The 20,079-nt window shown below is 70.0% G+C and carries 22 protein-coding genes; 9 read left to right on the plus strand and 13 right to left on the minus strand.

Going from position 1 to position 20,079, the window contains the following annotated elements:
• Positions 1–61 precede the first annotated feature (61 nt).
• Positions 62–1,360, minus strand: coding sequence for a NupC/NupG family nucleoside CNT transporter (locus tag H8B22_RS09945; RefSeq protein ID WP_187711274.1), 1,299 nt, complete (start codon positions 1,358–1,360; stop codon positions 62–64).
• Between the two features lie 135 nt (positions 1,361–1,495).
• Entirely contained in the window at positions 1,496–2,632 is a 1,137-nt protein-coding gene (locus tag H8B22_RS09950) for a GGDEF domain-containing protein (RefSeq protein WP_187711275.1), read from the minus strand.
• A gap of 336 nt (positions 2,633–2,968) precedes the next feature.
• Between H8B22_RS09950 and H8B22_RS09955 the strand changes: the two genes are divergently transcribed.
• Both H8B22_RS09955 and hemP read left to right on the plus strand, forming a co-directional pair.
• A complete protein-coding gene (locus H8B22_RS09955) occupies positions 2,969–3,940 on the plus strand; it encodes an aldo/keto reductase (protein WP_187711276.1) in 972 nt (323 codons plus the stop codon).
• Between the two features lie 93 nt (positions 3,941–4,033).
• Entirely contained in the window at positions 4,034–4,231 is a 198-nt protein-coding gene (gene hemP, locus H8B22_RS09960; RefSeq protein ID WP_187711277.1) for a hemin uptake protein HemP, read from the plus strand.
• A 106-nt stretch (positions 4,232–4,337) separates the two neighbouring features.
• Here hemP and H8B22_RS09965 read toward each other — a convergent pair whose 3' ends face one another.
• The 3 genes from H8B22_RS09965 to H8B22_RS09975 are packed head-to-tail and all read right to left on the minus strand — an operon-like array spanning position 4,338 to position 7,073.
• Positions 4,338–5,492, minus strand: coding sequence for a PDZ domain-containing protein (locus tag H8B22_RS09965; protein WP_187711278.1), 1,155 nt, complete (start codon positions 5,490–5,492; stop codon positions 4,338–4,340).
• Positions 5,493–5,539: 47 nt separating this feature from the next.
• Complete coding sequence (locus H8B22_RS09970) at positions 5,540–6,415, minus strand: hypothetical protein (RefSeq protein WP_187711279.1); 876 nt, start codon at positions 6,413–6,415, stop codon at positions 5,540–5,542.
• A complete protein-coding gene (locus H8B22_RS09975; protein WP_187711280.1) occupies positions 6,408–7,073 on the minus strand; it encodes an RNA polymerase sigma factor in 666 nt (221 codons plus the stop codon). Before H8B22_RS09975 ends, H8B22_RS09970 begins: the two co-directional genes overlap by 8 nt.
• Positions 7,074–7,197: 124 nt before the next feature.
• On the opposite strand from H8B22_RS09975, the gene H8B22_RS09980 reads away from it, so the two are divergent.
• The 4 genes from H8B22_RS09980 (at position 7,198) to gcvH (ending at position 10,354) form a co-directional block, all read left to right on the plus strand.
• Positions 7,198–8,154, plus strand: coding sequence for an SPFH domain-containing protein (locus H8B22_RS09980; RefSeq protein WP_187711281.1), 957 nt, complete (start codon positions 7,198–7,200; stop codon positions 8,152–8,154).
• 3 nt (positions 8,155–8,157) lie between these two features.
• On the plus strand, positions 8,158–8,595 hold the full coding sequence (locus H8B22_RS09985) for an NfeD family protein (protein ID WP_187711282.1): 438 nt from the start codon (positions 8,158–8,160) through the stop codon (positions 8,593–8,595).
• Between the two features lie 128 nt (positions 8,596–8,723).
• Positions 8,724–9,839, plus strand: a complete 1,116-nt coding sequence (gcvT, locus tag H8B22_RS09990) for a glycine cleavage system aminomethyltransferase GcvT (RefSeq protein ID WP_187711283.1) — start codon at positions 8,724–8,726, stop codon at positions 9,837–9,839.
• A gap of 119 nt (positions 9,840–9,958) precedes the next feature.
• Positions 9,959–10,354, plus strand: a complete 396-nt coding sequence (gene gcvH, locus H8B22_RS09995; RefSeq protein WP_187711284.1) for a glycine cleavage system protein GcvH — start codon at positions 9,959–9,961, stop codon at positions 10,352–10,354.
• Here gcvH and H8B22_RS10000 read toward each other — a convergent pair.
• The gene (locus H8B22_RS10000; protein ID WP_187711285.1) at positions 10,321–11,256 is read right to left on the minus strand and encodes a hypothetical protein; all 936 of its coding nucleotides are present in this window, start codon (positions 11,254–11,256) and stop codon (positions 10,321–10,323) included. The genes gcvH and H8B22_RS10000 overlap by 34 nt on opposite strands.
• 172 nt (positions 11,257–11,428) lie before the next feature.
• Between H8B22_RS10000 and H8B22_RS10005 the strand changes: the two genes are divergently transcribed.
• Complete coding sequence (locus tag H8B22_RS10005) at positions 11,429–11,833, plus strand: hypothetical protein (RefSeq protein ID WP_187711286.1); 405 nt, start codon at positions 11,429–11,431, stop codon at positions 11,831–11,833.
• Positions 11,834–11,950: 117 nt separating this feature from the next.
• Here the strand turns inward: H8B22_RS10005 and H8B22_RS10010 are convergent, their stop codons facing one another.
• The 3 genes from H8B22_RS10010 to H8B22_RS10020 form a co-directional block, all read right to left on the minus strand.
• Positions 11,951–12,886: a histone deacetylase family protein gene (locus tag H8B22_RS10010; protein WP_187711287.1), complete on the minus strand. Its 936-nt coding sequence runs from the start codon at positions 12,884–12,886 to the stop codon at positions 11,951–11,953.
• A 90-nt stretch (positions 12,887–12,976) separates the two neighbouring features.
• Positions 12,977–13,531, minus strand: a complete 555-nt coding sequence (locus tag H8B22_RS10015) for a cob(I)yrinic acid a,c-diamide adenosyltransferase (RefSeq protein WP_187711288.1) — start codon at positions 13,529–13,531, stop codon at positions 12,977–12,979.
• A gap of 19 nt (positions 13,532–13,550) precedes the next feature.
• A complete protein-coding gene (locus H8B22_RS10020; RefSeq protein ID WP_208456888.1) occupies positions 13,551–14,120 on the minus strand; it encodes a DUF6580 family putative transport protein in 570 nt (189 codons plus the stop codon).
• A 57-nt stretch (positions 14,121–14,177) separates the two neighbouring features.
• Between H8B22_RS10020 and ubiH the strand changes: the two genes are divergently transcribed.
• Positions 14,178–15,497, plus strand: coding sequence for a 2-octaprenyl-6-methoxyphenyl hydroxylase (gene ubiH, locus H8B22_RS10025; RefSeq protein WP_187711289.1), 1,320 nt, complete (start codon positions 14,178–14,180; stop codon positions 15,495–15,497).
• The gene (locus tag H8B22_RS10030) at positions 15,494–16,678 is read left to right on the plus strand and encodes an FAD-dependent oxidoreductase (protein ID WP_187711290.1); all 1,185 of its coding nucleotides are present in this window, start codon (positions 15,494–15,496) and stop codon (positions 16,676–16,678) included. The genes ubiH and H8B22_RS10030 overlap by 4 nt, the downstream gene beginning before the upstream one ends.
• A gap of 98 nt (positions 16,679–16,776) precedes the next feature.
• Here H8B22_RS10030 and H8B22_RS10035 read toward each other — a convergent pair whose 3' ends face one another.
• The 4 genes from H8B22_RS10035 to H8B22_RS10050 all read right to left on the minus strand — a co-directional run bounded on the left by H8B22_RS10035 (position 16,777) and on the right by H8B22_RS10050 (position 19,881).
• Positions 16,777–17,598 carry an EF-hand domain-containing protein gene (locus H8B22_RS10035; RefSeq protein WP_187711291.1) on the minus strand — a complete coding sequence of 274 codons (822 nt, stop codon included), beginning with the start codon at positions 17,596–17,598 and terminating at the stop codon, positions 16,777–16,779.
• A gap of 247 nt (positions 17,599–17,845) precedes the next feature.
• A complete protein-coding gene (rlmM, locus tag H8B22_RS10040; protein WP_187711292.1) occupies positions 17,846–18,904 on the minus strand; it encodes a 23S rRNA (cytidine(2498)-2'-O)-methyltransferase RlmM in 1,059 nt (352 codons plus the stop codon).
• Positions 18,905–19,015: 111 nt separating this feature from the next.
• A complete protein-coding gene (locus H8B22_RS10045; protein WP_187711293.1) occupies positions 19,016–19,591 on the minus strand; it encodes a nucleoside deaminase in 576 nt (191 codons plus the stop codon).
• Positions 19,591–19,881 (minus strand): hypothetical protein, encoded by a 291-nt coding sequence (locus tag H8B22_RS10050; protein WP_407060848.1) that lies wholly within the window; start codon positions 19,879–19,881, stop codon positions 19,591–19,593. The genes H8B22_RS10045 and H8B22_RS10050 overlap by 1 nt, the downstream gene beginning before the upstream one ends.
• Between the last annotated feature and the right edge of the window lie 198 nt (positions 19,882–20,079).

The following is a 20,079-nucleotide window of genomic DNA, read 5'->3' on the forward strand; positions in this document are numbered from 1 at the left end:
ACGCGGGCAAAGAAAAACGGGCCGCAGTGCGGCCCGTTCCCGGTGATCCGGTACTGCGCGATCAGCCGCCGAAGCTGGTCAGCACGCCGGCGATGGTGGCGGTCATGAACGTGGCGATCGAGCCGCCGAGCACGGCCTTCAGGCCGAGGCGGGCGAGGTCGTGGCGGCGTTCCGGGGCGAGGCCGCCGATACCGCCGATCTGGATCGCGATCGAGCTGAAGTTGGCGAAGCCGCACAGTGCGTAGGTCGCGATCAGCTTGCCCTGCTCGGTCAGCACGACGCCCGGGGTCTTGCCGTTGATGATGTCCGATAGCTGCAGGTAGGCGATGAATTCGTTGAGCACGATCTTCTGCCCGATCAGCCCGCCCACGGTGGTCGCGTCCTGCCACGGCACGCCGATCACCCAGGCGATCGGGGCGAGGACGTAGCCCAGCAGCGTGCCGAGGTCGGTCGGCTTGCCGAGCGCGGCGGCGATGCCGGTGGCTTCGCCCAGTTCGCGCAGCGGCCAGTTGATCAGCGCGATCAGCGCGGTGAAGGCGAGCAGCATCGCGCCGACGTTCAGCGCCAGGCGCAGGCCGTCGCTCGCGCCCGCGGCCGCCGCATCGATGACGTTGGCCGTGGTCTTCTCCACTTCCATCTTCACCTTGCCGCGGGTCAGCGGTTCGCCGATTTCCGGCATCAGGATCTTGGAGATGACCAGCGTCGCCGGCGCGGCCATGATCGACGCGGTCAGCAGGTGCTTGGCGTAGTAGGCGCCCTGCACCGGATCGCCGCCGCTGAGCATCCCGACATAGGCGGCGAGCACGCCGCCGGCGATGTGGGCCATGCCGCCGACCATGATCGTCAGCAGTTCCGACTGGGTCATGCGGCTCAGGTAGGGGCGGATCGTCAGCGGCGCCTCGGTCTGGCCGATGAACACGCTGGCGCAGACGCTGGTGGTTTCCGCGCCCGACACGCGCATCACCTTGGTGATCGCCCAGGCCATGCCGCGCACGATCCACTGCATCACGCCCAGGTGGTAGAGCATGCCCATCAGCGCGGCGAAGAAGATGATGGTCGGCAACACCTGGAAGGCGAAGATGAAGCCGAACTTCGCCGGTTGCGACAGGTCGCCGAAGATCAGCTGCGTGCCGACGCCGGTGAATTCGAGCAGCTTGACGAAGCCGCGGCCGAGCGCGTCGAACACGTCCTTGCCGCCGGGCACCAGCAGCACCAGGGCGGCGAAGGCGATCTGCAGGGTCACGCCGGTGCCGACCAGTTTCCAGTCGACCGATTTCTTGTTGTTGGAGAACAGCCAGGCCAGCCCGATCAGGACGGCCAGGCCGAACAGGCCGAAGGCGACGCGCGCAAGTGCTTCCACTGAATTCCCCTGGTGCCGGTGTGATGGCGTGAAGTCGCCGCAGGGTAGCGGTGGCGGTTGGTGCGGGCAACCGACCGGCGTCGCGGCTCCGGGCGGGCGGCCGAAAGCGCGTCCCGGCTCGTGGGCGGGCGTCGTTCAGCCGTCGCGCGCGACGACCCGGTTGCGGCCTTCGCGCTTGGCTTCCTGCAGGCGCTGGTCCGCGCGGCGCAGCAGGCGCGAGAGGTCGGCGCCTTCCTGCGGGTAGGTGGCGATGCCGGCGCTGAGGCTGAGACGGAAGGGCTCGCCGCCGCGCTCGGGTTCGAACGGCCGCTGCAGCAGCTGCCGGCGCAGGTGCTCGACGCGCTCCCAAGCGCTGCCGATCGGCTTGCGCATCAGCAGGACGAATTCCTGGCCGCCGATGCGCACCAGGTTCTCGCCCGGTTCGGCGCCCTCGCGCAGGATCGACACCACATGCTTGAGCGCGCGGTCGCCGGCGCGGTGGCCGGCCTCGTCGTTCACGCGCTTGAAGTGGTCGAGGTCGATCAGCGCGAGCGAAAGGCTGCTGCCGTCGCGCTGCACCGTGTCCATCACGCGCGGCACGCGATGCAGCAGCCACACGCGGTTGGGCAGGCCGGTGAGGCCGTCGGTGCCGGACATCTCGACCACGCGCTGCATGCGGAAGGTCACCATCACCGTGATCAGGGTGGTGATCGCCAGCAGCACCACGCGCTGCGCCTGGGTGCCGATCGTGACCGCGCCGTAGTCGGCGGAGATCAGCTGTTCCGGCGAGGTGGCCGAGGCGATCGCGACGAAGGCCAGCGCCGAGTATTCGAACAGGGCCAGGCCCCCCGCGAACAACGTGACCCGGGCATCGCCGCGCAGCGCGGTGAGCACCAGCGCGAGCAGGTAGCCACACCACACGACCATGCTGTTGAGCCCGGACGGCAGGTGGTTCATGGCGAGCATGGCCAACACCAGCGTCGCGGCAGTGACGTCGAAGGCGGAGCTGGCGAACGGCAACCAGCGGTGCTGCCGGTGCCGGCGAGCCAGCGCGAGCCAGACCTGGGCGAAGACGTTGACGAACACCGCGCCGCCCAGGCCGATCATGGTCTCGCGGATGCTGCCGCCGCTGGCCGCGTTGATCAGCGGCAGCACCAGCAGCAGCAGGGCGATGACCGCGCGCACGCGCGCGGCGATGAGTTCGCCGCCGGAACCGACTTCCCGCATCACCTCGTCGGGTTGGGCGAACAGCAGGCGCAGCGTGTCGCGGATCTGGCGGACCAAGGCCTGCACTGGTGTCTCCGGGGGCGGGACGGGCGGCGGTAGCATGCACGCCATCGCGATCGATTTCACGGAGTGGGGGCCTGCCAATGCGTGGGAAGCAGGTCGCGTTGCACCTCAGGGCCCGTCAGGTGGTGCTGCGTGCCGCAGCGCCTTGCTGACTGCAAGGTCAAGGTACGCGGCGCCGCATGGCGGGCCCTGAGGTGCAACCCGAAGGGCCGGGGCTGAGGCTGCGCCGGCCAGCGTCATCACTCGGGCGTGTATCGACATACACTTCCTCGCTCTTCCTTGCCCGGCGCAGCCTCAGCCCCGGCGCGACCTACTTCCCACGCATTGGCAGGCCCTCACATGCAATATCGCCGCCTCGGCTCTTCCGGCCTGCAGCTCTCGGCCCTGTCCTTCGGTGCCTGGCTTACCTTCGGCGCGCAGGTCGGACGCGGCGTTTCGCGCGACCTGGTGGCCGCGGCGTGGGACCACGGCATCAACTTCTTCGACAACGCCGAGGGCTACGCCAACGGCATGGCGGAGACCGTGATGGGCGACGTCATCGCCGACCTGCGCTTGCCGCGCGACGGCTACTGCGTGTCGAGCAAGGTGCTGTTCGGCTCGGCGGCGGATCCGCGGCCCACGCAGAAGGGCCTGTCGCGCAAGCACGTCACCGATGCCTGCCATGCCGCGCTCAAGCGCCTGCGCGTGGATTACCTCGACCTGTACTACTGCCACCGGCCCGATCCGGACACGCCGGTCGAAGAGACGGTGTGGGCGATGGATGCGCTGATCCGGCAGGGCAAGGTGCTGTACTGGGGCACGTCGGAATGGCCGGCGGCGCTGATCCGCGAGGCACATCGGGTCGCGCGCGCGGCTGGCCTGCACGCGCCGACGATGGAGCAGCCGCAGTACAACCTGCTCAACCGCGAGCGCGTCGAACTGGAATACGCACCGCTGTATGCCGAACTCGGCCTGGGCACGACCACCTTCTCGCCGCTCGCTTCGGGCCTGCTCACCGGCAAGTACGCGGAAGCCGGCGCCGGCGAGGCGCGGCTCGATCGCGAAGGCATGGGCTGGCTCAAGCGCATCGTCGTCGGCGACGGCGAGGCGCACCGCATGGAACGCGCGGCGCGCTTCGCGGCGGCGGCCCGGGAGCTCGGCCACGCGCCGGCGACGCTGGCGATCGCGTGGTGCCTGCGCAACCCGCATGTCTCCAGCGTGATCCTCGGTGCCAGCCGGGTGGAGCAGCTGCTGCAGAACCTCGCGGCGCTGGAGCTGTACCAAGCGCTCGGCGAAGACGCATGGGCGCGGGTGGAGGCGGCCGCGGCCTAGGGGCTTGAGCCCGGGGCACGGTCCTGCCCTGGGGGGTTGCAACTCAAATGAGAATTATTATCATTTGATCGCCAGCCCGAACGAGACCCGCCCATGCCCTTGCGTCCCGTCCTGCACCTTGTCGCCCGTCCCCAGCGCACCGATCCCGTACCGGCGCCGGGGCTGCATCCCAATCCGTCGATCGAAAGCAACGCGTTGTTGCGCGGCACACGCGAGGTGCTGATCCGCCACGGCGGTGAAACCTACCGGCTGCGGCACACCCGCAACGACAAGTTGATCCTTACCAAGTAACGCGTGATCCGCACGGTTGCTTCACCGCTGTCCGCAACACTCTCTCCGGAAAAGTTGAACCCCGCGCCGGCAACGGCACGGGGCTCTTTTTTCGCCGGGTGTTTCCTCACAGCAACGTGAGCGGCGCCGGCGGCGGTGGCGGCAGCGGCGCTTCCGGGGGCGCGGGCGGTGCCGGAGGCGGAAGCATCGGCGCCGCCGGAGCTGGCGGTGCGGGCGGCACCGCGGCGCGAGGCGACGACGGCGGTGCGGGCGGCGCCGGAGGGGCCGGCGGAACCGGCAGGCGCAGCATCGCGCGTTCGGGCATCGTCAGCGTGGTGTTGAGCAGCTTGCGATCGCGCAGGTATTCCACCGGCACCGCCTTGCCCGGCGCGTGCGCGTGCGCCGCCGCCATGGCTTCGCGCGGTGTGTTCACGACCTTGCCGTCGACCTTCTTCACCACGTCGCCCGGACGCAGTCCGCCCATGCCTTCCGGGATGCTGAGCACCAGCACGCCGTTGTCGGTGCCGAAGTAGCGGCCAAGGTCCTTGTCGACCGACGCCAGGTTGAGGCCGTTCCAGCGGAAGGCCTCCGCCAGCGCCGGCAGGCGGCAATCGCCGTCCTCGCACAGCTGCTCGCGGATGATCTCGCGCCGGATCTGCGGCGCCACACCGGCCGGGGCGATGCGGATCGTGCGCGCCTCGGCGTGGGCGCGGGCTTGTGGATCGACATGGATCAGCGGTCCACCGCTGAATTCGAACGCGCCCTCGCCGCCGTGCAGCATCAGCACCTGGTCGCCGGCGCTGGGCGTGACCTTCACGCTGGCGCTGCGTCCTTCGCGCAGGTAGCCCAGCGCGACCGGGGTCTTGTCGTCCAGCGTGCGCAGGCGTGCGCGCGCATCGGCCAGGCGCGCGTCGCCGTCGGTACCGGCGAGCGCCTTGCCCTCGATCGCGGTGATGCGATCGCCCGCGCGCAACCCGGCCTTGGCCGCGCCGCTTTCCGGCGTGACCGCCGCGATGCGCACGCCCGCGTTGTCGTCGCCTTCGAGGATCACGCCGAGCACGGGCCGCCGCATCAGCCGGCGTTCGATGACCATGTCCGGGGTGCCGCCCAGGTCGCGCGACAGTTCGGCCACGCGCTTCGCTGCGCGCTGCAGTTCCTCGCGGGCATCGGCGAGTTCTTTCTGCTTGGCGGCGTCGGGCGCCGCCTGCGCGAGTGCGCCGAAGGCGAGCGCCAGTGCAACCGCGGAGGCCATGACGGCCAGGATGGGCGTGGGACGTTTCATCGGGATCTCCGCATGGATTCGGTTCGGTGAACGGGTGTCGGCTGGCGTCAGTCGACGCTGACCAGCAGGGTTTCGTTGGACATGCCTTGCGCGGCCAACCAGCGCGAGGTGGCTTCGACGCCGGCAAGCTGCTGCAGCAGGTCGACACGCTGTTGCCAGAGCTCCTGCTGGCGCGGCGCGGTCACGTCGGCCTGGGACAGCGCGGCATCGACGACGGCGATGCCCGCATCGAGCTCGCTGCTGAGCAGCTGGTTGCTGGCGTTGCCAACGCGGTCGTCGCGGGCCATGGCGACCAGCGCTTCAAGCTGCGCGGACTGCGTCTTGAGCTGAGGCAGGGGGTCGGCTGTCGCCGCGGTGGTCGCCGCTGCGATCGAAGCGGCGACATCGGGTTGCGCCGGAGACGGCGACGCCCGCGTTTCCGTTGCCTGCGCGTCCGGCATCGCCCGCTCCCGGGCGCCCTGTGAACGCCTTGCGGCGACGTGCGGGCTGCGTTCGTTTCGTGGCTGGACCAGTTCGACCGCTGCGATCGCGTCTGGTGCCGTCTGCCTGGTTGCGGCCGCGCGTTCGGTGCGCGCATTCGTGTCCGTACGCGCGTCGACCTGCACCGGCGCGGCCGGTCCGCGCGATCCTGGCGTCGCCGTGGCAGTGATGGTGGCCGTTGCCGCGCTGCCATCGTTCTGCAGCCAACGCGATAGCGGCGACCAGGCCGCGAGCACCAGGACGGCGGCACTGGCCATGCCGACCAGCCAGTTGGTGCGGCGCTCGCGACGCGCGGCGACGCGGCGCGATGCGTGGGCATCGAGCTTGGCGGCGATGCGCGACCAGCCATCGCCGGGTGGTGTTTCCTGCGGCAGTGCCGCGAAGGCTTCGTCCCAGCCGCACGGCGCGCCGTCGCTCGCTGGGGAAGGAATGAAGTCAGGCATGACGCACCTCGAATGTCGCGACCGCGGCGTTGCCTGCGCTGCGCGCGGTCTCGGCGGGCGGGTTGGATTCCAGCAGCTGGCGCAGGCGACGCCCGCCGCGCGCAAGCTGCGATTTGGAGAAGCTCGCCGTGCGCTGCATCAGCACCGCGATCTCCTCGTGGGTGTAGCCCTCGGCGTGGTACAGCCACAGCACGCTGCGGGTCATGGCCGGCAGCTGCGCCAACGCGCGCTGCAATTGCGCGGCATCGGCGGCGGCCGGGGGCGGCGGCGCGTGGTCTTCCAGCGCGTGTTCGTCCTCGATCGCCACTTCGCCGTGCGTGCGCCGGCTGCGCAGCCGCATCAGCGCCTCGTTGACCGCGATCTGCCGCAACCACGCCCAGAACGGGCTGCCGCCGCCGCGGAATTCCGCGACCCGGTTCAGCACCTTCAGCATCGTGTCCTGCAGCACCTCGGCGGCCTCCTCGCGGTCGCCGCACATGCGCAGCGCCAGGGTGAACACCGGCCGCTCGAACCAGCGGTACAACTGCTCGAACGCCGCCTGCTCGCCGGCGCGCGCGCGGGCGAGCAGGCTGTCGGGCACGTCGATGGCGAAGCCGGTCCGCGGCGAAGCGGGCGCCGCGGGCGCGTGCGAAGTCGGAAGGGAGGAGGTCGTGGGCATCCGAATGACAAGGATGCGCCCGGAGCCCAAACCGTCGCACGTGCTGTTCGCAGGGGCGGGCGGCGCGCCGGCGGCGTCGGGAAGCCCGCCCTATACTGGCCGCACATTCAGGGAGGGGACGCAGATGACGTTGGGTTCGCTATTGGCCGCCGTGTTGCTGTTCGCCGGCGTGATCGTGCTGTTCAAGGCCGTCCGCATGGTGCCGCAGGGTTACGAATGGACGGTGGAGGCCTTCGGCAAGTACACGCACACGCTGACGCCGGGCCTGCATTTCCTGGTGCCGATCTACCAGGGCGTCGGCCGCAAGATCAACATGATGGAGCAGGTGCTGGAGGTCCCCAGCCAGGACGTCATCACCAAGGACAACGCCGTGGTGAAGGTCGACGGCATCGTGTTCTTCCAGGTGCTCGACGCGGCCAAGGCGGCGTACGAAGTGGCGCAACTGGAAGTCGCCATCCTCAACCTGGTGATGACCAACATCCGTACCGCGATCGGCTCGATGGACCTGGACGAGTCGCTGTCCAAGCGCGACGAGATCAACACCAAGGTGCTGCTGGCGGTGGACGCGGCAACCCACCCGTGGGGGCTGAAGGTCAACCGCATCGAACTCAAGGACATCCAGCCGCCGCGCGACCTGGTCGATTCGATGGCGCGGCAGATGAAGGCCGAGCGCGAGAAGCGCGCCAACATCCTCGAGGCCGAGGGCTTCCGGCAGGCGGCGATCCTGAAGGCGGAAGGCGAGAAGCAGTCGGTGATCCTGGAAGCCGAGGGCAGCAAGGAGGCCGCGTTCCGCGCGGCCGAGGCGCGCGAGCGCCTGGCGCAGGCCGAAGCCAAGGCCACCGAACTGGTGTCGACCGCGATCGCGCAGGGCAATGTCCAGGCGATCAATTACTTCGTCGCGCAGAAGTACATCGAGGCGTTCAAGGCGCTGGCCGAGGCGCCGAACCAGAAGTTCGTGATGATGCCGATGGAGTCCGCCGGCGTGATCGGCTCGCTGGCCGGCATCGCCGAACTGGCGAAGGAATCGATGGCCGGCCAGGCCGCGAAGAATCCGCCGCCGCTCCCCGGCCGGGGAGCCTGAGCCATGCGCTGGGACTGGCAGGTAGTCGGGTGGGCTGCGCTCGCGCTCGTGCTGATCGCCGCCGAAACATTGGCGCCGGGCGCGTTCCTGTTGTGGCTGGGGTTGGCCGCGGCGGCGGTGTTCGTGGTGGTGCTGCTGTTCGACGTGCCGCTGCTGGCGCAGGTCGCGCTGTTCGTCGTGCTCAGCTTCATCTCGATCCAGGTGTACCGGCGCTGGTTCCGTGACCGGGCGCGCGCGAGTGACAAGCCGACGCTCAACCGCCGCGCCGATGCGCTGGTGGGTCAGGTCGTGCCGCTGGAACGCGCCATCGTGCAGGGCCGCGGGCGCGTGCAGATCGCCGATGCGTACTGGGACGTGGCCGGGCCGGACCTGGCGGCCGGGACGCCGGTGCGCGTGGTGGCGACCGATGGCATGACGCTCACGGTGGAAGCCGTCGGCTGAGCGCCGACGATGCGGTGGCGTAGGTTCTGCCGCGGCAAGCCGCCAGGCCGTTCATGCCAGAAGCGGTCATGACGAAGCGGAGCGGGCATCTGGGATAATCGCGGTTTCCCCACGATGCCTCTCCGCCCATGACCCAGAAGACCATCCTCAACGACACCCATCGCGCCCTCGGCGCCAAGATGGTCGACTTCGGCGGCTGGGACATGCCGATCCACTACGGCTCGCAGATCGACGAGCACCACCTGGTGCGCCAGGACGCGGGCATGTTCGACGTGTCGCACATGACCGTGGTCGACCTGCGCGGCGCCAGGGTGCGCGACTTCCTGCGCCGCCTGGTCGCCAATTCCGTCGACAAGCTCAAGGTCCCCGGCAAGGCGCTGTACACCTGCATGCTCAACGAGCAGGGTGGGGTGATCGACGACCTGATCGTCTACTTCCGCGATGAGCAGTTCTTCCGCCTGGTGGTGAACGCCGCGACCCGCGACAAGGACCTGGCGTGGATCACCAAGCAGGCGCAGGCCTTCGACGTCAGCGTCGCCGAGCGCCCCGAGTTCGGCATGATCGCCGTGCAGGGCCCGACCGCGCGCGAGAAGGTACTGGGCCTGCTGCGCGAGGAAGACCGCGCCGCCATCGCCAAGCTAGGCAAGTTCGCCGCGGGCGAGGCTAAGACCACCGAGGGTGTCGATGTGTTCGTCGCCCGCACCGGCTACACCGGTGAGGACGGTTTCGAGATCGTCGTGCCCGAAGCGCAGGCCGTCGCCTTCTGGAACGCCCTGCTCGCCGCCGGCGTGAAGCCGGCCGGCCTGGGTGCGCGCGACACCCTGCGCCTGGAAGCCGGCATGAACCTCTACGGCCAGGACATGGACGAGACCGTGTCGCCGTACGAGGCCGCACTGGCCTGGACCGTCGCGCTCGACGACCAGGCCGATGGACAGCCGCGCGACTTCACCGGCCGCGCCGCGCTCGAGGCGCAGAAAGCAAACGGCGTGCCGACGCAGATGATCGGCCTGGTGATGGACGAGAAGGGCGTGCTGCGCCACGGCCAGAAGGTGCTCACCGCCAACGGCGACGGTGAGATCCTCTCGGGTACGTTCTCGCCGACGCTGGGCAAGGCGATCGCGTTCGCGCGCGTGCCGGCCGGCGCGCCGGGCAACGTCCGCGTCGACATCCGCGGCAAGGAAGTGCCGGTGCGCGTCGTGAAGTTTCCGTTCGTGCGCGAAGGCAAGGTGCAGGAAGGCATCTGACGGACCGGGCGCGCCTTGATCCGGCGCGCCCACGCTTAGTTACACTACGTTCCCACGCGCCGGCACCGGCGCACCCCAACCCCCACACACGTTCGACGCACAGCAACGGAGCACCCCACATGAGCGAGATCCCCGGCGACCTCAAGTTCCTCAAGTCCCACGAATGGGCGCGCGTCGAAGGCGACGGCAAGGTGACCGTCGGCATCTCCGATCACGCACAGGGCCTGCTCGGCGACCTGGTCTACGTCGAACTGCCGAACGTGGGCGACCGCGTCGAAGCCGGCAATGCCTGCGCCGTGGTCGAGTCGGTGAAGGCGGCGTCCGATGTGTACGCGCCGGTCAGCGGCACGGTGACCGCGGTCAACAGCGCGCTCGCCGACAAGCCGGAGACCATCAACGAGGACGCCTACGGCGAAGGCTGGCTGTTCACGCTGCAGATCGAGGAGCCCGACCAGCTCAACGAACTGCTGGCTCCGGACGACTACGCCGAACTGCTGGAAGACGAAGACCACTGAGGTCGCGCCGTCCCGCCGCGCCACGCGGCGAGCATGGAAACCACGATGCCGGCCGGGCAACCGCGCCGGCATCGTCGTTTCTGCGCGGCGCGCATCCGCGGCGACGCGTGCACGCGGAGTCGCGTGCCGGTGCGGGTGGCATGCGCCGGGTGCGCCTTCGCGGCATCCGCATCCAGGGCGGCGGTGATGCGCGCGAGCTCCATTCGCCACCCGCCGGCAGCACCGCAAGCACGCGCGAGTTCCTTCCATCGGGCGTCATCGCCTGCACTGCGCACCCCTGCGTCGGCGGAAAAAGTTTGCGCAGTTTTCGCGCAAACGGACTTGTGCGACGCCAAATCGACCTGCCGGTCGTCGGCGCGTTGCGAGCGCGGGAACGGTCGTTGCCCATCGGCCGGCGGCATCCGCGAACGCGGCGCCGCATTACGCGTGCGCGCCGCAAGCGCTGTTTCCCATTTCGCGAAATGCCTTTTTTTATGTGCTTTGTCGAAACGTTGCGCGCAGCGACGACGCGCGTGATGCGCAATGGCCGCGGCGCGCGAACGCCGCCGACTGCCATCGGCGACGGACAGGCCGGAACCGCGCCTGAAAAAAAATTGCGTCAGCTTGTTGACATGGCAAAAAACCGTGATTAGGTTTCGCCCAGCAGATGATTCCTGCGGAATAAAGTGAGTAGAGCGATCGCGACAACGCACGGTAAGAAACGGACCTCCGCCCGCAACAATAAAACGGTGGACGTTGGCGTCCTGTCCTTTGCGAAAACGCAGCTCACCTACACGCAAACGAGTGACCGCATCCAACCCGGTTCGCCCAAAGCGGATCGGGTTTTTGTTTGCGGCACGGTTGGGGAATCGTCTGGAATCGGCCTGGTTCGCGCCTTCGGGGGCGGTGCCGGGCCAACCCATCGGGCACGGGCGAGCCGGCCTGTGCTGATGGGAAAGGGATTCGCTTTGGTGCGCCTGGCGCACCGGCGTTTGGTCGCGGGTTCGCCCGCGGCAGGTTTTGAACTGGGCTGTTGTTGACCCGAAAGACCGACGCCCTCACGGGCATGTTTCACAACTGACGAGGAGCCATACCATGGCCATGAAGAAAGCTGCTAAGAAGAAGCCCGCCGCCAAGAAGGCTGCGAAGAAGGTCGCCAAGAAGGCTGGCGCCAAGAAGACCGTGAAGAAGGCCGCCAAGAAGGCGGTCAAGAAGGTCGCCAAGAAGGCCGCCAAGAAGACCGTGAAGAAGGCTGCCAAGAAGGTCGCCAAGCGTCCGGCGAAGAAGGCTGCCAAGAAGACCGTCAAGAAGGCCGCCAAGAAGACCGCCAAGAAGGCTGCCAAGAAGACCGTGAAGAAGGCCGCCAAGAAGGCTGCCAAGCGTCCGGCGAAGAAGGCTGCCAAGAAGGCTGCCAAGCGTCCGGCGAAGAAGGCTGCCAAGAAGCGCGCTTCGAAGAAGGCCGCTGCTGCCATGCCGGCAACCCCGGCGCCGATGATCTAAGTCATCGCCTAGAACAGAAAGTCCCGATTACCGAAAGACCCGCTCTCTCCCCGCAGCCCAGGCGGGGGGAGAGTTTTTTTATGTGGCGCCCGAAAAGCAGTCGCGCGGGTTGCCAACTCAGCGCTCCATCAACGCCCGCACATGCGCCACGCTGCACTCGCGCAGGGCGTCGAGGTCGTAGCCGCCCTCCAGCATCGATACCACCCGGCCGCGCGCGTGCTTGTCGGCCAGCGCCGCCAGCTGCGTGGTGAGCCAGGCGTAGTCGTCGGCCTCCAGCTGCAGCTGCGCCAGCGGGTCCAGGCGATGCGCGTCGAAGCCGGCCGAGACCAGCAGCAGCTGCGGACGGAATGCGTCGATGACCGGCAGCAGGGTGTCGCTCCATGCCGCGCGGAAGGGGTCGCTACCCGAACCCGGGCGCAGTGGCGCGTTGACCACGTTGCCGACGCCGCGCTCGTTGGCGTAGCCGGTGTCCGGGTACAGCGGCATCTGGTGCGAGCTCAGGTACAGCACGCGCGGATCGCCGTCGAAGATCGCCTGGGTGCCGTTGCCGTGGTGCACGTCGAAGTCGACCACGGCTACCCGCGACAGCCCGTGCGCGTCCAGGGCGTGCGCCGCGGCCACGGCGATGTTGTTGAACAGGCAGAAGCCCATCGCGACCGAGGCGGTGGCGTGGTGGCCGGGTGGCCGCACCGCGCAGAAGGCGCGCGCGGGAAGGCGGTCGTGGTGCAGCGCGGCGGCCATCGCCGCATCCACCGCGGCGACACCGGCGCCGGCGGCGCGCAACGCGGCTTCCGCCGAACCCTTGGACAGGACGGTGTCGGGATCGAGGGGGATGGAAGTCGCACCGACCGGCGTGTCCAGCACCAGCCCCAGCAGGCCGTCGTCGTGGACGCGCAGCAGTTGCCCGCGCGTGGCGCGCGGCGCGTCGATCCATTCGACCTGCGGGAACGCCCCGCGCAGCGCGCCGGTCACGGCTTCCAGGCGCGCCGGACGTTCGGCATGGACCGCGCCGGTGTCGTGCAGGAGGCAGGCGGGGTGGGTGTAGAAGCGCAAGCGCGTGGCCGATTGCGTGGTGGATCCGGCGAGCGTAACCGGGAAGCAAGGGCGTCGCGCGTGAAGCGTTACGCCGCGCGTCCATGGCGCTCAGGCCTTGCGGCGTTCGTGGTTCCAGAGCACTTCGCCGTGGCCGCTGGCGCGTGCCAGCACGCGGGCCAGCACGAACAGCAGGTCGGAGAGGCGGTTGAGGTAGCGCACGGCCTCCGGGCGCACCGCGTCGTGCCGCGCCAGGTTGACCGTTTCACGCTCGGCGCGGCGCACCACGGTGCGGGCGATGTGGCAGCGCGCCGCGGCTTCGCCGCCGCCGGGGAGGATGAAGTCCTTCAGCGGCGGCAGCGGTTCGTTGAAGGCGTCCAGCTGCGCTTCGAGGCGTTCGATGTCCGCCTCGAAGATCGCGGCGTGGCCGGGAATGCACAGCTCGCCGCCGAGGTCGAACAGCTGGTGCTGCACCGCGACCAGCAGCGCACGCACGTCGTCGGGCAGCTCGCTGGCGAGCACCAGGCCGATGCAGGAATTGGCTTCGTCGACCGTGCCGTAGGCGGATACGCGCGCCGAGTCCTTGCCGACGCGGCTGCCGTCACCGAGACCGGTGGTGCCGTCGTCGCCGGTCCGGGTGTAGATCTTGGAAAGACGGTTGCCCACGGCGTTGTGGTCGTCGCGCTCAGACCGTCTGCGCGCGCAGCGCCGGCACGCGCTGGCGCAGCAGGCTGAAGCCGCCGAACAGCAGCGCCGAGAAGAACAGCGTGCCCAGCAGCGTGCCCTGGAAGAACGGGATGCCGGCGACGTACGCCGCCATCAGGCCGGCCACGTTCTGCGGGTACATCGACGAACCGATCCACGCAGCGAAGTTGGTGACCAGGAAGAACAGCACCGAGCCGGCCAGCGAGAAGCCGAGCACGCGCAGGCCGTTGACCTTGCCGCGCAGGCCGAAGCCGAGCACGCTCGACAGCGCGATGCAGGCATAGACCAGCCAGAAGCTGGTGCTGCCGAAATAGGTGGCATAGGTGCCGCCGTGGATCTGCGACAGCGCCAGGTCGGAGACGAGCAGGCCGGCGAGCGGCACCAGCACGGCGAGCCAGCGCGAAGCGAAGTAGGCGCCGCCGAACAGGGCGATGGCTTCCACCGGCGAGAAGTTCCACGGGTGCGGCGCCACGCGGGTCAGGGCGGCGACGAGGATCATGGCGCCGAGCACGAGCGGGCCGGGCGCGAAGGAGGATGCGGGACGATTCATGGCGAGGGCCTGGTCTGTCTGGGCCGGTGCCGGCCGTGGGTCCGTTAGCATAACGCAATGCCCCAGACCGACCCGCCCCCGGTGTCCGCCTCGCCCGCAGGCGAGGACACCCTGCACGACGTACTCATCATCGGCGGAGGGCTGGTCGGCGCCAGCCTGGCCATCGCCCTGGACCGCCTCGGCCTCGATGTCGGCCTGGTCGAAGCCGCCGCGCCCGGTGCGCTGCCCGCGGTGTTCGACGAGCGCAACCTGAGCTTCGCCGAGGCCACCGTCAACGCGCTGACCGCGCTCGGGGTGATGCAGAAGCTGCGCGCGCCGACCGGCGCGATCCGGCGCATCCATGTCAGCCGCAATGGCGACTTCGGCCGCACCGTGCTGGACGCGGCGACGTACGGACGCGACGAATTCGGCCGGGTGGTCATCGCGCGCGACTTCGGCGAAGCGCTGGAAGCGCGGTTGGCGGAATTGATCCGCGTGCGCCGCTACCGCCCCGTGCGCTTCGTCGGCCTGGTCGATACCGGCGCGGATACGCGCGGCGTGCGCGTGGCGATGCGGCAGGGAGCGGAAGGCGCGGTCGAAGTCGAACGCGTGCTGCGCACCCGCCTGCTCGTCGCCGCCGACGGCACCCGCAGCGGCGTGCGCGCGGCGCTGGGCATCGATGCGGACGAACACGACTACCAACAGACCCTGTTCGTGACGCGGCTGCGTTGCGAACGCGCGCCCGATGGCACGGCGTACGAACGCTTCGGCCGCGACGGGCCCACCGCGTTGTTGCCGCGCGGCGATCGCAGCTACGGCCTGGTGCACGGCGTTGCCAACGACGATGCGCAAGCCGTGGCCGCGCTGGACGACACCGGTTTCCTCGCCCGCGTGCAGCAGGCCTTCGGCTGGCGTGCCGGCCGCTTCCTCGGCTGCGGTCCGCGCAGCGCGTACCCGGTCACGCGCGTGCTGGCGCAGGCACTGACTGCACCGCGCGCGGTGCTGGTGGGCAATGCCGCGCAGACCATCCATCCGGTCGGTGCGCAGGGCTTCAACCTGGGCCTGCGCGATGCGCTGACGCTGGCCGAACTGATCGAAGCCGGATGCAGCCAGAACGGAAACGACCGCACCGGCTTCGATTGCGGCGTTCCCGCCTTGTTGGCGCACTACGCCGAACGCCGCCGCGAGGATCGCGAACGCACCGTCGCCTTCTCCGATGGCCTGGCGCGCTTCACCGCCAACGAATCCTCGCTGCTGCGGCCGTTGCGCAGCCTCGGCCTGTTCGCGGCCGACCGCCTGCCTGCGGCGCAGGCCTTCCTGGTCGGCGCCGCGATGGGCTATCGCGGCGACGTGCCGGCGCTGTGCCGCGGTGACGCACCGGCGGAGGGCGTGGCATGAGCCGGCGTGATCCCATCGATGTCGCCATCGTCGGCGCCGGCGTGGTCGGCGCCGCCGCGGCGCTGGCGCTCGCACGCGACGGCTGGCGCGTCGCCTTGGTGGAAGCGCGCGAACCCGCGCCGTGGCGCGCCGAGCAGCCCGACCTGCGCGTCTACGCCTTCGCCCCCGACAACACCGCGCTGCTCGACGAGCTGGGCGTGTGGAAAGCAATCGCCGATGCGCGCGTGCAGCCGTATCGCGGCATGCGAGTGTGGGATGCGGCGGGTGGCGACGCGCTGCGCTTCGAGGCCGATGCCTTCGGCCGGCGCGAACTCGGCTGGATCGTCGAGAACGGCCTGCTCGTGGATCGCCTGTGGCAGGCGCTGCCGGGCGCCGGCGTGCGCGTGCTGTGCCCCGCGCAGCTGGTGGCGCTGGAGCAGGACGCCGACCAGGCGACGCTCGAACTCGGCGACGGCATGCGCCTGCGTGCGCGGCTGGTGCTGGCGGCCGACGGCGGCGATTCGAAGCTGCGCGCGCTCGCCGGCATCGACACCTACACCCACGATTACGGCCAGAACGGCCTGGTCGCCTTCGTCGACCACGAACTCCCGCACGAAGCCGCCTGCTGGCAGCGGTTCCTGCCGACCGGGCCGATCGCGTTCCTGCCGTTCGGTGGCGACGGTCGCCGCAGCTCGATCGTGTGGACCCTGCCGGAAACCGAAGCGGTGCGACTGCAGCAGGTCGACGACGCGACGTTCCTGCGCGAACTCGAACACGCGTTCGCCGGCACCCTCGGTGCGCTCACCGGCGTGTCCAAACGGGTGGCCTTCCCGCTGCGCCGCCAGCTCGCGCAGGCGCACGTCGCTGGCCGCGTCGCGGTGATCGGCGACGCCGCGCACGTGGTGCATCCGCTGGCCGGGCAGGGCGTGAACCTGGGCCTGCGCGATGTCGCCGCCCTGCGCGGCGTGCTGCAGCGGCAACAGGCGACGGGACGCGACCCGGGCGCGGCGGCGCCGCTCGCGCGCTGGGCACGCGAACGCCGCAGCGAGAACGCGGTCGCGGCGTATTCGTTCGACGGCATCAACCGCCTGTTCTCGAACGACGACCTGCTTGCCACGCTCGCCCGCGGGCCATTGCTGGGATTGGTGGGGAAGCTGCCGCCCTTGCGGCATGCGTTCTGGCGCCGCGCCGCCGGCCTGTGACGGAAAGAGCGAACGCCCCGTGTGGGGCGTTCGCGCATGCCTGCCTGCGATGGGAGCAGGCGACCCGTGGGTCGACTTCGCGGTAGCGGGAGCGCGCCTCAGTTGATCACGCTCTCCGTTTCCGTCCGCGACAGCTTGCCGTCGTGGTCCGCATCGAGCGCGGCGAACTGCTGCTGCACCTTCGCATTCCGCCCGGCTTCGCGGCGCGAGAGCAGGCCGTCCTGGTCGACGTCGAGGGCGCGGAATTCGGGCCGGTAACCGGCGGCGATCGGATCGCCCGGGTGCGAGGTGACGGTGACGTTCGCGCTCGGCAACACCGCGGTGGTGCGCGCGCCGGTCGCCGTGCCCATCGTGGCCGATGGCATCGCCGCCGACGCATCGTTGCTGGTCGTGACCGTGGCCTGCGTATCCGCAGTGGGCGACGGTTCGGGCGGAGGCGTCGTCGTCGCCTGCGCCGTGGCCGCGAGGGCGTCCTGGGCCTGGGCGCTGGCGTCGGCGGCCTTCGCGCTGGCGTTGCTGGCGGTGCGCGCGGCCTCCCGCGCCTCGACCGCGGCCGCGACCGGGTTGCCGCCGCCTTCCGCCACGCTTGCGGCGCCCTGCGCCTGTTGTGCCGCCGTGACGGCTTCGTTGGCCGCGGCATTGGCGTTCACGGAAGAGTCGTGCGCGGCCTGCGCATGCGCATCGGCGGCGATCGCGCCAGTGGCGGTCGCTGCGCCGGCGTCGCGAACGTCCGCCGCCGTCTGCGCGGCCGACTGCGCGGACTTGGCGCTCGCGCGCGCCGCCCGGGCTTCCTCGGTGGCGGCGGCCGCCTTGTCCTCGGCGGTCTGCTTGGCCGGTGCGGCCGATTGGGCGAAGGCGGAGCCGCCGACGCCGAGCGCGGCGACCAGGGCGAGCAGCAGGTGATGGTGGCGATGGGTCATGAGCTGGCTCCGGAGTGGGTTCCGGGCCGCACGCTAGTCCCATCGCGGTCAATCAGGCGTCAACAGCGGCGCGCGCGGTGTGCCTTGCGTTCACGCATGTGAGCAGCGCGTCAGCGCCCCACGTTTCAGCACCCCGCGCTTCGATACCCCATGCTTCAGACTGCGGCGCCTGCGGTGTGCCTTGCGTTCACGCATGTGAGCAGCGCGTCAGCGCTCCATGCGTCAGCACCCCGCGCTTCGATATGGTTCAGCCGCCGCGCGTGGTCGCGAAGACGGTGATCTCCTCGCGATCGTGGAACAGCTGTCGCGCGCGTATCTGCAGCGGGCGGTGCGCCTGCTGTTCGAACAACTGCAGGCACAGCCGCGTCTCGTCCCAGCGCTTCTTCATCGGCAGCTTGAGGTTGAAGATCGCGTGCCGGCACCAGCCCTCGCGCAGCCAGGTCGCCATGCGCTCGGCGACGCGGCGCGGTTGCTCGACCATGTCGCAGACCATCCAGTCCAGTGGCGCCTTCGGCTGCCATTGGAAGCCGTCGGCGCGCAGGTGGTCGACGCGGCCGCTGTCGAGCAGGTGCTGGCGCAGCGGGCCGTTGTCGATCGAGGTCACGTGCAGGCCATTGCGCACCAGCACCCAGGTCCAGCCGCCGGGCGCCGCACCGAGGTCGGCGCCGCGCATGCCGTCGCGCAGCAGGCGCTGGCGTTCGTCGTCGCCCAGCAGGGTGAGCAGTGCTTCCTCGAGCTTCAGCGCGGAGCGGCTGGGCGCATCGGCGTGCATGCGCAGGCGCGGGATGCCCAGCGGCCACGGCGAACCGTCGCGTGGATCGCCCAGGGCGAGCACGACGTGGTCGCCGGCGAGGAAGATCACGTGCAGGCGCGGCTTGCCGGCGTCGTCCGCGCGCGCCAGCCAGCCGGCCTTGCGCAGCGCCGGGCGCAGCGCGTTGCCGAAGCTGCGGGCGAGACCGGCGAGCGGCTTGCCTCCGTCCGAGTCGGGATGCTCGACCCACAGTTCGCCGAACAGCTGCCGCGGAGTTGCCTCGAGTGCGGCGAGGATCGGGGTGATGCGGTCCTTCGGATCGACGCCGTGCAGATCGGCGAGGCGCAGCAGCTTCTGCCGCGCGAAGATCAGCGAAGCGAAGGGCAGGGCGCGCGACAGCGCCGGCGCATCCTCGCTCACGAATTCGACGAAGCCGCTGTTGCGCTGGGTGCGGGCGTAGCCGGGCACGTTCGCGTAGGCCGCGCGCTCGGACAGTTCCGCCGCAAGCTCGGGCTCGAAGCCGGCGCGGCACCAGCAGAACAGGGCGTCACTCATGTTTGATACCAGAAGATGTCATCGCGAGCGCAGCGAGGGATCTGCATCCCCGGCGAATGGCCAGGGCAGCAGGTTCCTCGCCGCGCCCGGAACGACAGTGGAGTCTTGTGATCAATAGCGGTCGCCGCCGGCTTCGCCATAGGCGCGCAGCACCGCGCACGCGGCCTCGCGCTGCACGTCGCGCGTCACCGCGATGCCGCGGCGTTCGAGTTCGCCGATCCAGTCCGCGGGCAGCGGGCCTTCGTCGAACTCGGTGAGTGCTTCGACATCCTCGCTGCGTGCGCCGATCAGCAGGCGGTCGATGCCGGCCCACACCGTCGCGCCGTAGCACTGGCAGCACGGTTGCGACGAGGTGGCCAGGGTGATCGGGCCGAGCGGCTGGTCGGCGTCGTCGCGGTTCAGGCGCACCCGTTGGGTGCGCTGTTGCGCGAGCATGTACGCCATCATCTCCGCGTGCGCGACCGAACACGTATGCGGCACCACGCGGTTGACGCCCACGGCGATCACGCGATCGTCGGGGCCGAACACCACGGCGCCGAACGGACCGCCGCTTTTCTCCTCGACGTTGATGCGCGACAGATCGATCGCCAGCGCGACCTTGTCGTCGTCGCTCGCATAGGCGCGCGCCGTGTCGACGCCGTCGTGGACCCAGGCGGGCAGGGTTAGGTGGACCTGCGCGTACAGCATCACTGCACCATCGGGTTGAGGTTGGCGGAGTGGCCTTCGCAGCGGCCTGCCTGGCAGCTGCAGGACGAGATTTCCTGGAAGCCGCACACCGACATCATGCCTTTCTTCGCGCACTGCGCCTGCACGCCCTGCGGATCGGTCGGGCTGTCGCGGTTGACGCAAGCGGGGTAGTAGCCGCAGCAGTTGCCGACGTTCTTCACCGCGCAGTCGGCGTCGCGCTTGCAGCTGAAGTCGACTTCGACACTCCTGTCGCTTCTGGGCGTCGCCGGCTCGACCGGATCGGCCGGCAATGGGCCGCCGGTGCGCATCGGCTTGTCGGGCCTGGCTTGCGGTGTCTGTGCAACGGGCGCGGCGGCGTCGGGCGCGCTGGCCGTCGGCGCGGTTTGCGCCGCGTCGGCTTGCGCTTGCGCGCCGCCGTTGGTGGCCGGCGCCGCACACGCGGTCAGCGAGAGCAGCAGGGCGACGATCAGTGCGAATGCCAGACGCAT

Origin of the sequence: Lysobacter terrestris (genome assembly GCF_014489475.1) — a bacterium.
Taxonomy (GTDB): Bacteria; Pseudomonadota; Gammaproteobacteria; order Xanthomonadales; family Xanthomonadaceae; genus Agrilutibacter; species Agrilutibacter terrestris.

Bases quoted from the DNA above. Each gene is read 5' to 3' on its own strand.
- H8B22_RS09955 (WP_187711276.1), top strand. From the start codon at position 2,969: ATGCAATATCGCCGCCTCGGCTCTTCCGGCCTGCAGCTCTCGGCCCTG.
- hemP (WP_187711277.1), top strand. From the start codon at position 4,034: ATGCCCTTGCGTCCCGTCCTGCACCTTGTCGCCCGTCCCCAGCGCACC.
- H8B22_RS09965 (WP_187711278.1), bottom strand. From the start codon at position 5,492: ATGAAACGTCCCACGCCCATCCTGGCCGTCATGGCCTCCGCGGTTGCA.
- H8B22_RS09970 (WP_187711279.1), bottom strand. From the start codon at position 6,415: ATGCCTGACTTCATTCCTTCCCCAGCGAGCGACGGCGCGCCGTGCGGC.
- H8B22_RS09975 (WP_187711280.1), bottom strand. From the start codon at position 7,073: ATGCCCACGACCTCCTCCCTTCCGACTTCGCACGCGCCCGCGGCGCCC.
- H8B22_RS09980 (WP_187711281.1), top strand. From the start codon at position 7,198: ATGACGTTGGGTTCGCTATTGGCCGCCGTGTTGCTGTTCGCCGGCGTG.
- H8B22_RS09985 (WP_187711282.1), top strand. From the start codon at position 8,158: ATGCGCTGGGACTGGCAGGTAGTCGGGTGGGCTGCGCTCGCGCTCGTG.
- gcvT (WP_187711283.1), top strand. From the start codon at position 8,724: ATGACCCAGAAGACCATCCTCAACGACACCCATCGCGCCCTCGGCGCC.
- gcvH (WP_187711284.1), top strand. From the start codon at position 9,959: ATGAGCGAGATCCCCGGCGACCTCAAGTTCCTCAAGTCCCACGAATGG.
- H8B22_RS10000 (WP_187711285.1), bottom strand. From the start codon at position 11,256: ATGGGTTGGCCCGGCACCGCCCCCGAAGGCGCGAACCAGGCCGATTCC.
- H8B22_RS10005 (WP_187711286.1), top strand. From the start codon at position 11,429: ATGGCCATGAAGAAAGCTGCTAAGAAGAAGCCCGCCGCCAAGAAGGCT.
- H8B22_RS10020 (WP_208456888.1), bottom strand. From the start codon at position 14,120: ATGAATCGTCCCGCATCCTCCTTCGCGCCCGGCCCGCTCGTGCTCGGC.
- ubiH (WP_187711289.1), top strand. From the start codon at position 14,178: ATGCCCCAGACCGACCCGCCCCCGGTGTCCGCCTCGCCCGCAGGCGAG.
- H8B22_RS10030 (WP_187711290.1), top strand. From the start codon at position 15,494: ATGAGCCGGCGTGATCCCATCGATGTCGCCATCGTCGGCGCCGGCGTG.
- H8B22_RS10035 (WP_187711291.1), bottom strand. From the start codon at position 17,598: ATGACCCATCGCCACCATCACCTGCTGCTCGCCCTGGTCGCCGCGCTC.
- rlmM (WP_187711292.1), bottom strand. From the start codon at position 18,904: ATGAGTGACGCCCTGTTCTGCTGGTGCCGCGCCGGCTTCGAGCCCGAG.
- H8B22_RS10045 (WP_187711293.1), bottom strand. From the start codon at position 19,591: ATGCTGTACGCGCAGGTCCACCTAACCCTGCCCGCCTGGGTCCACGAC.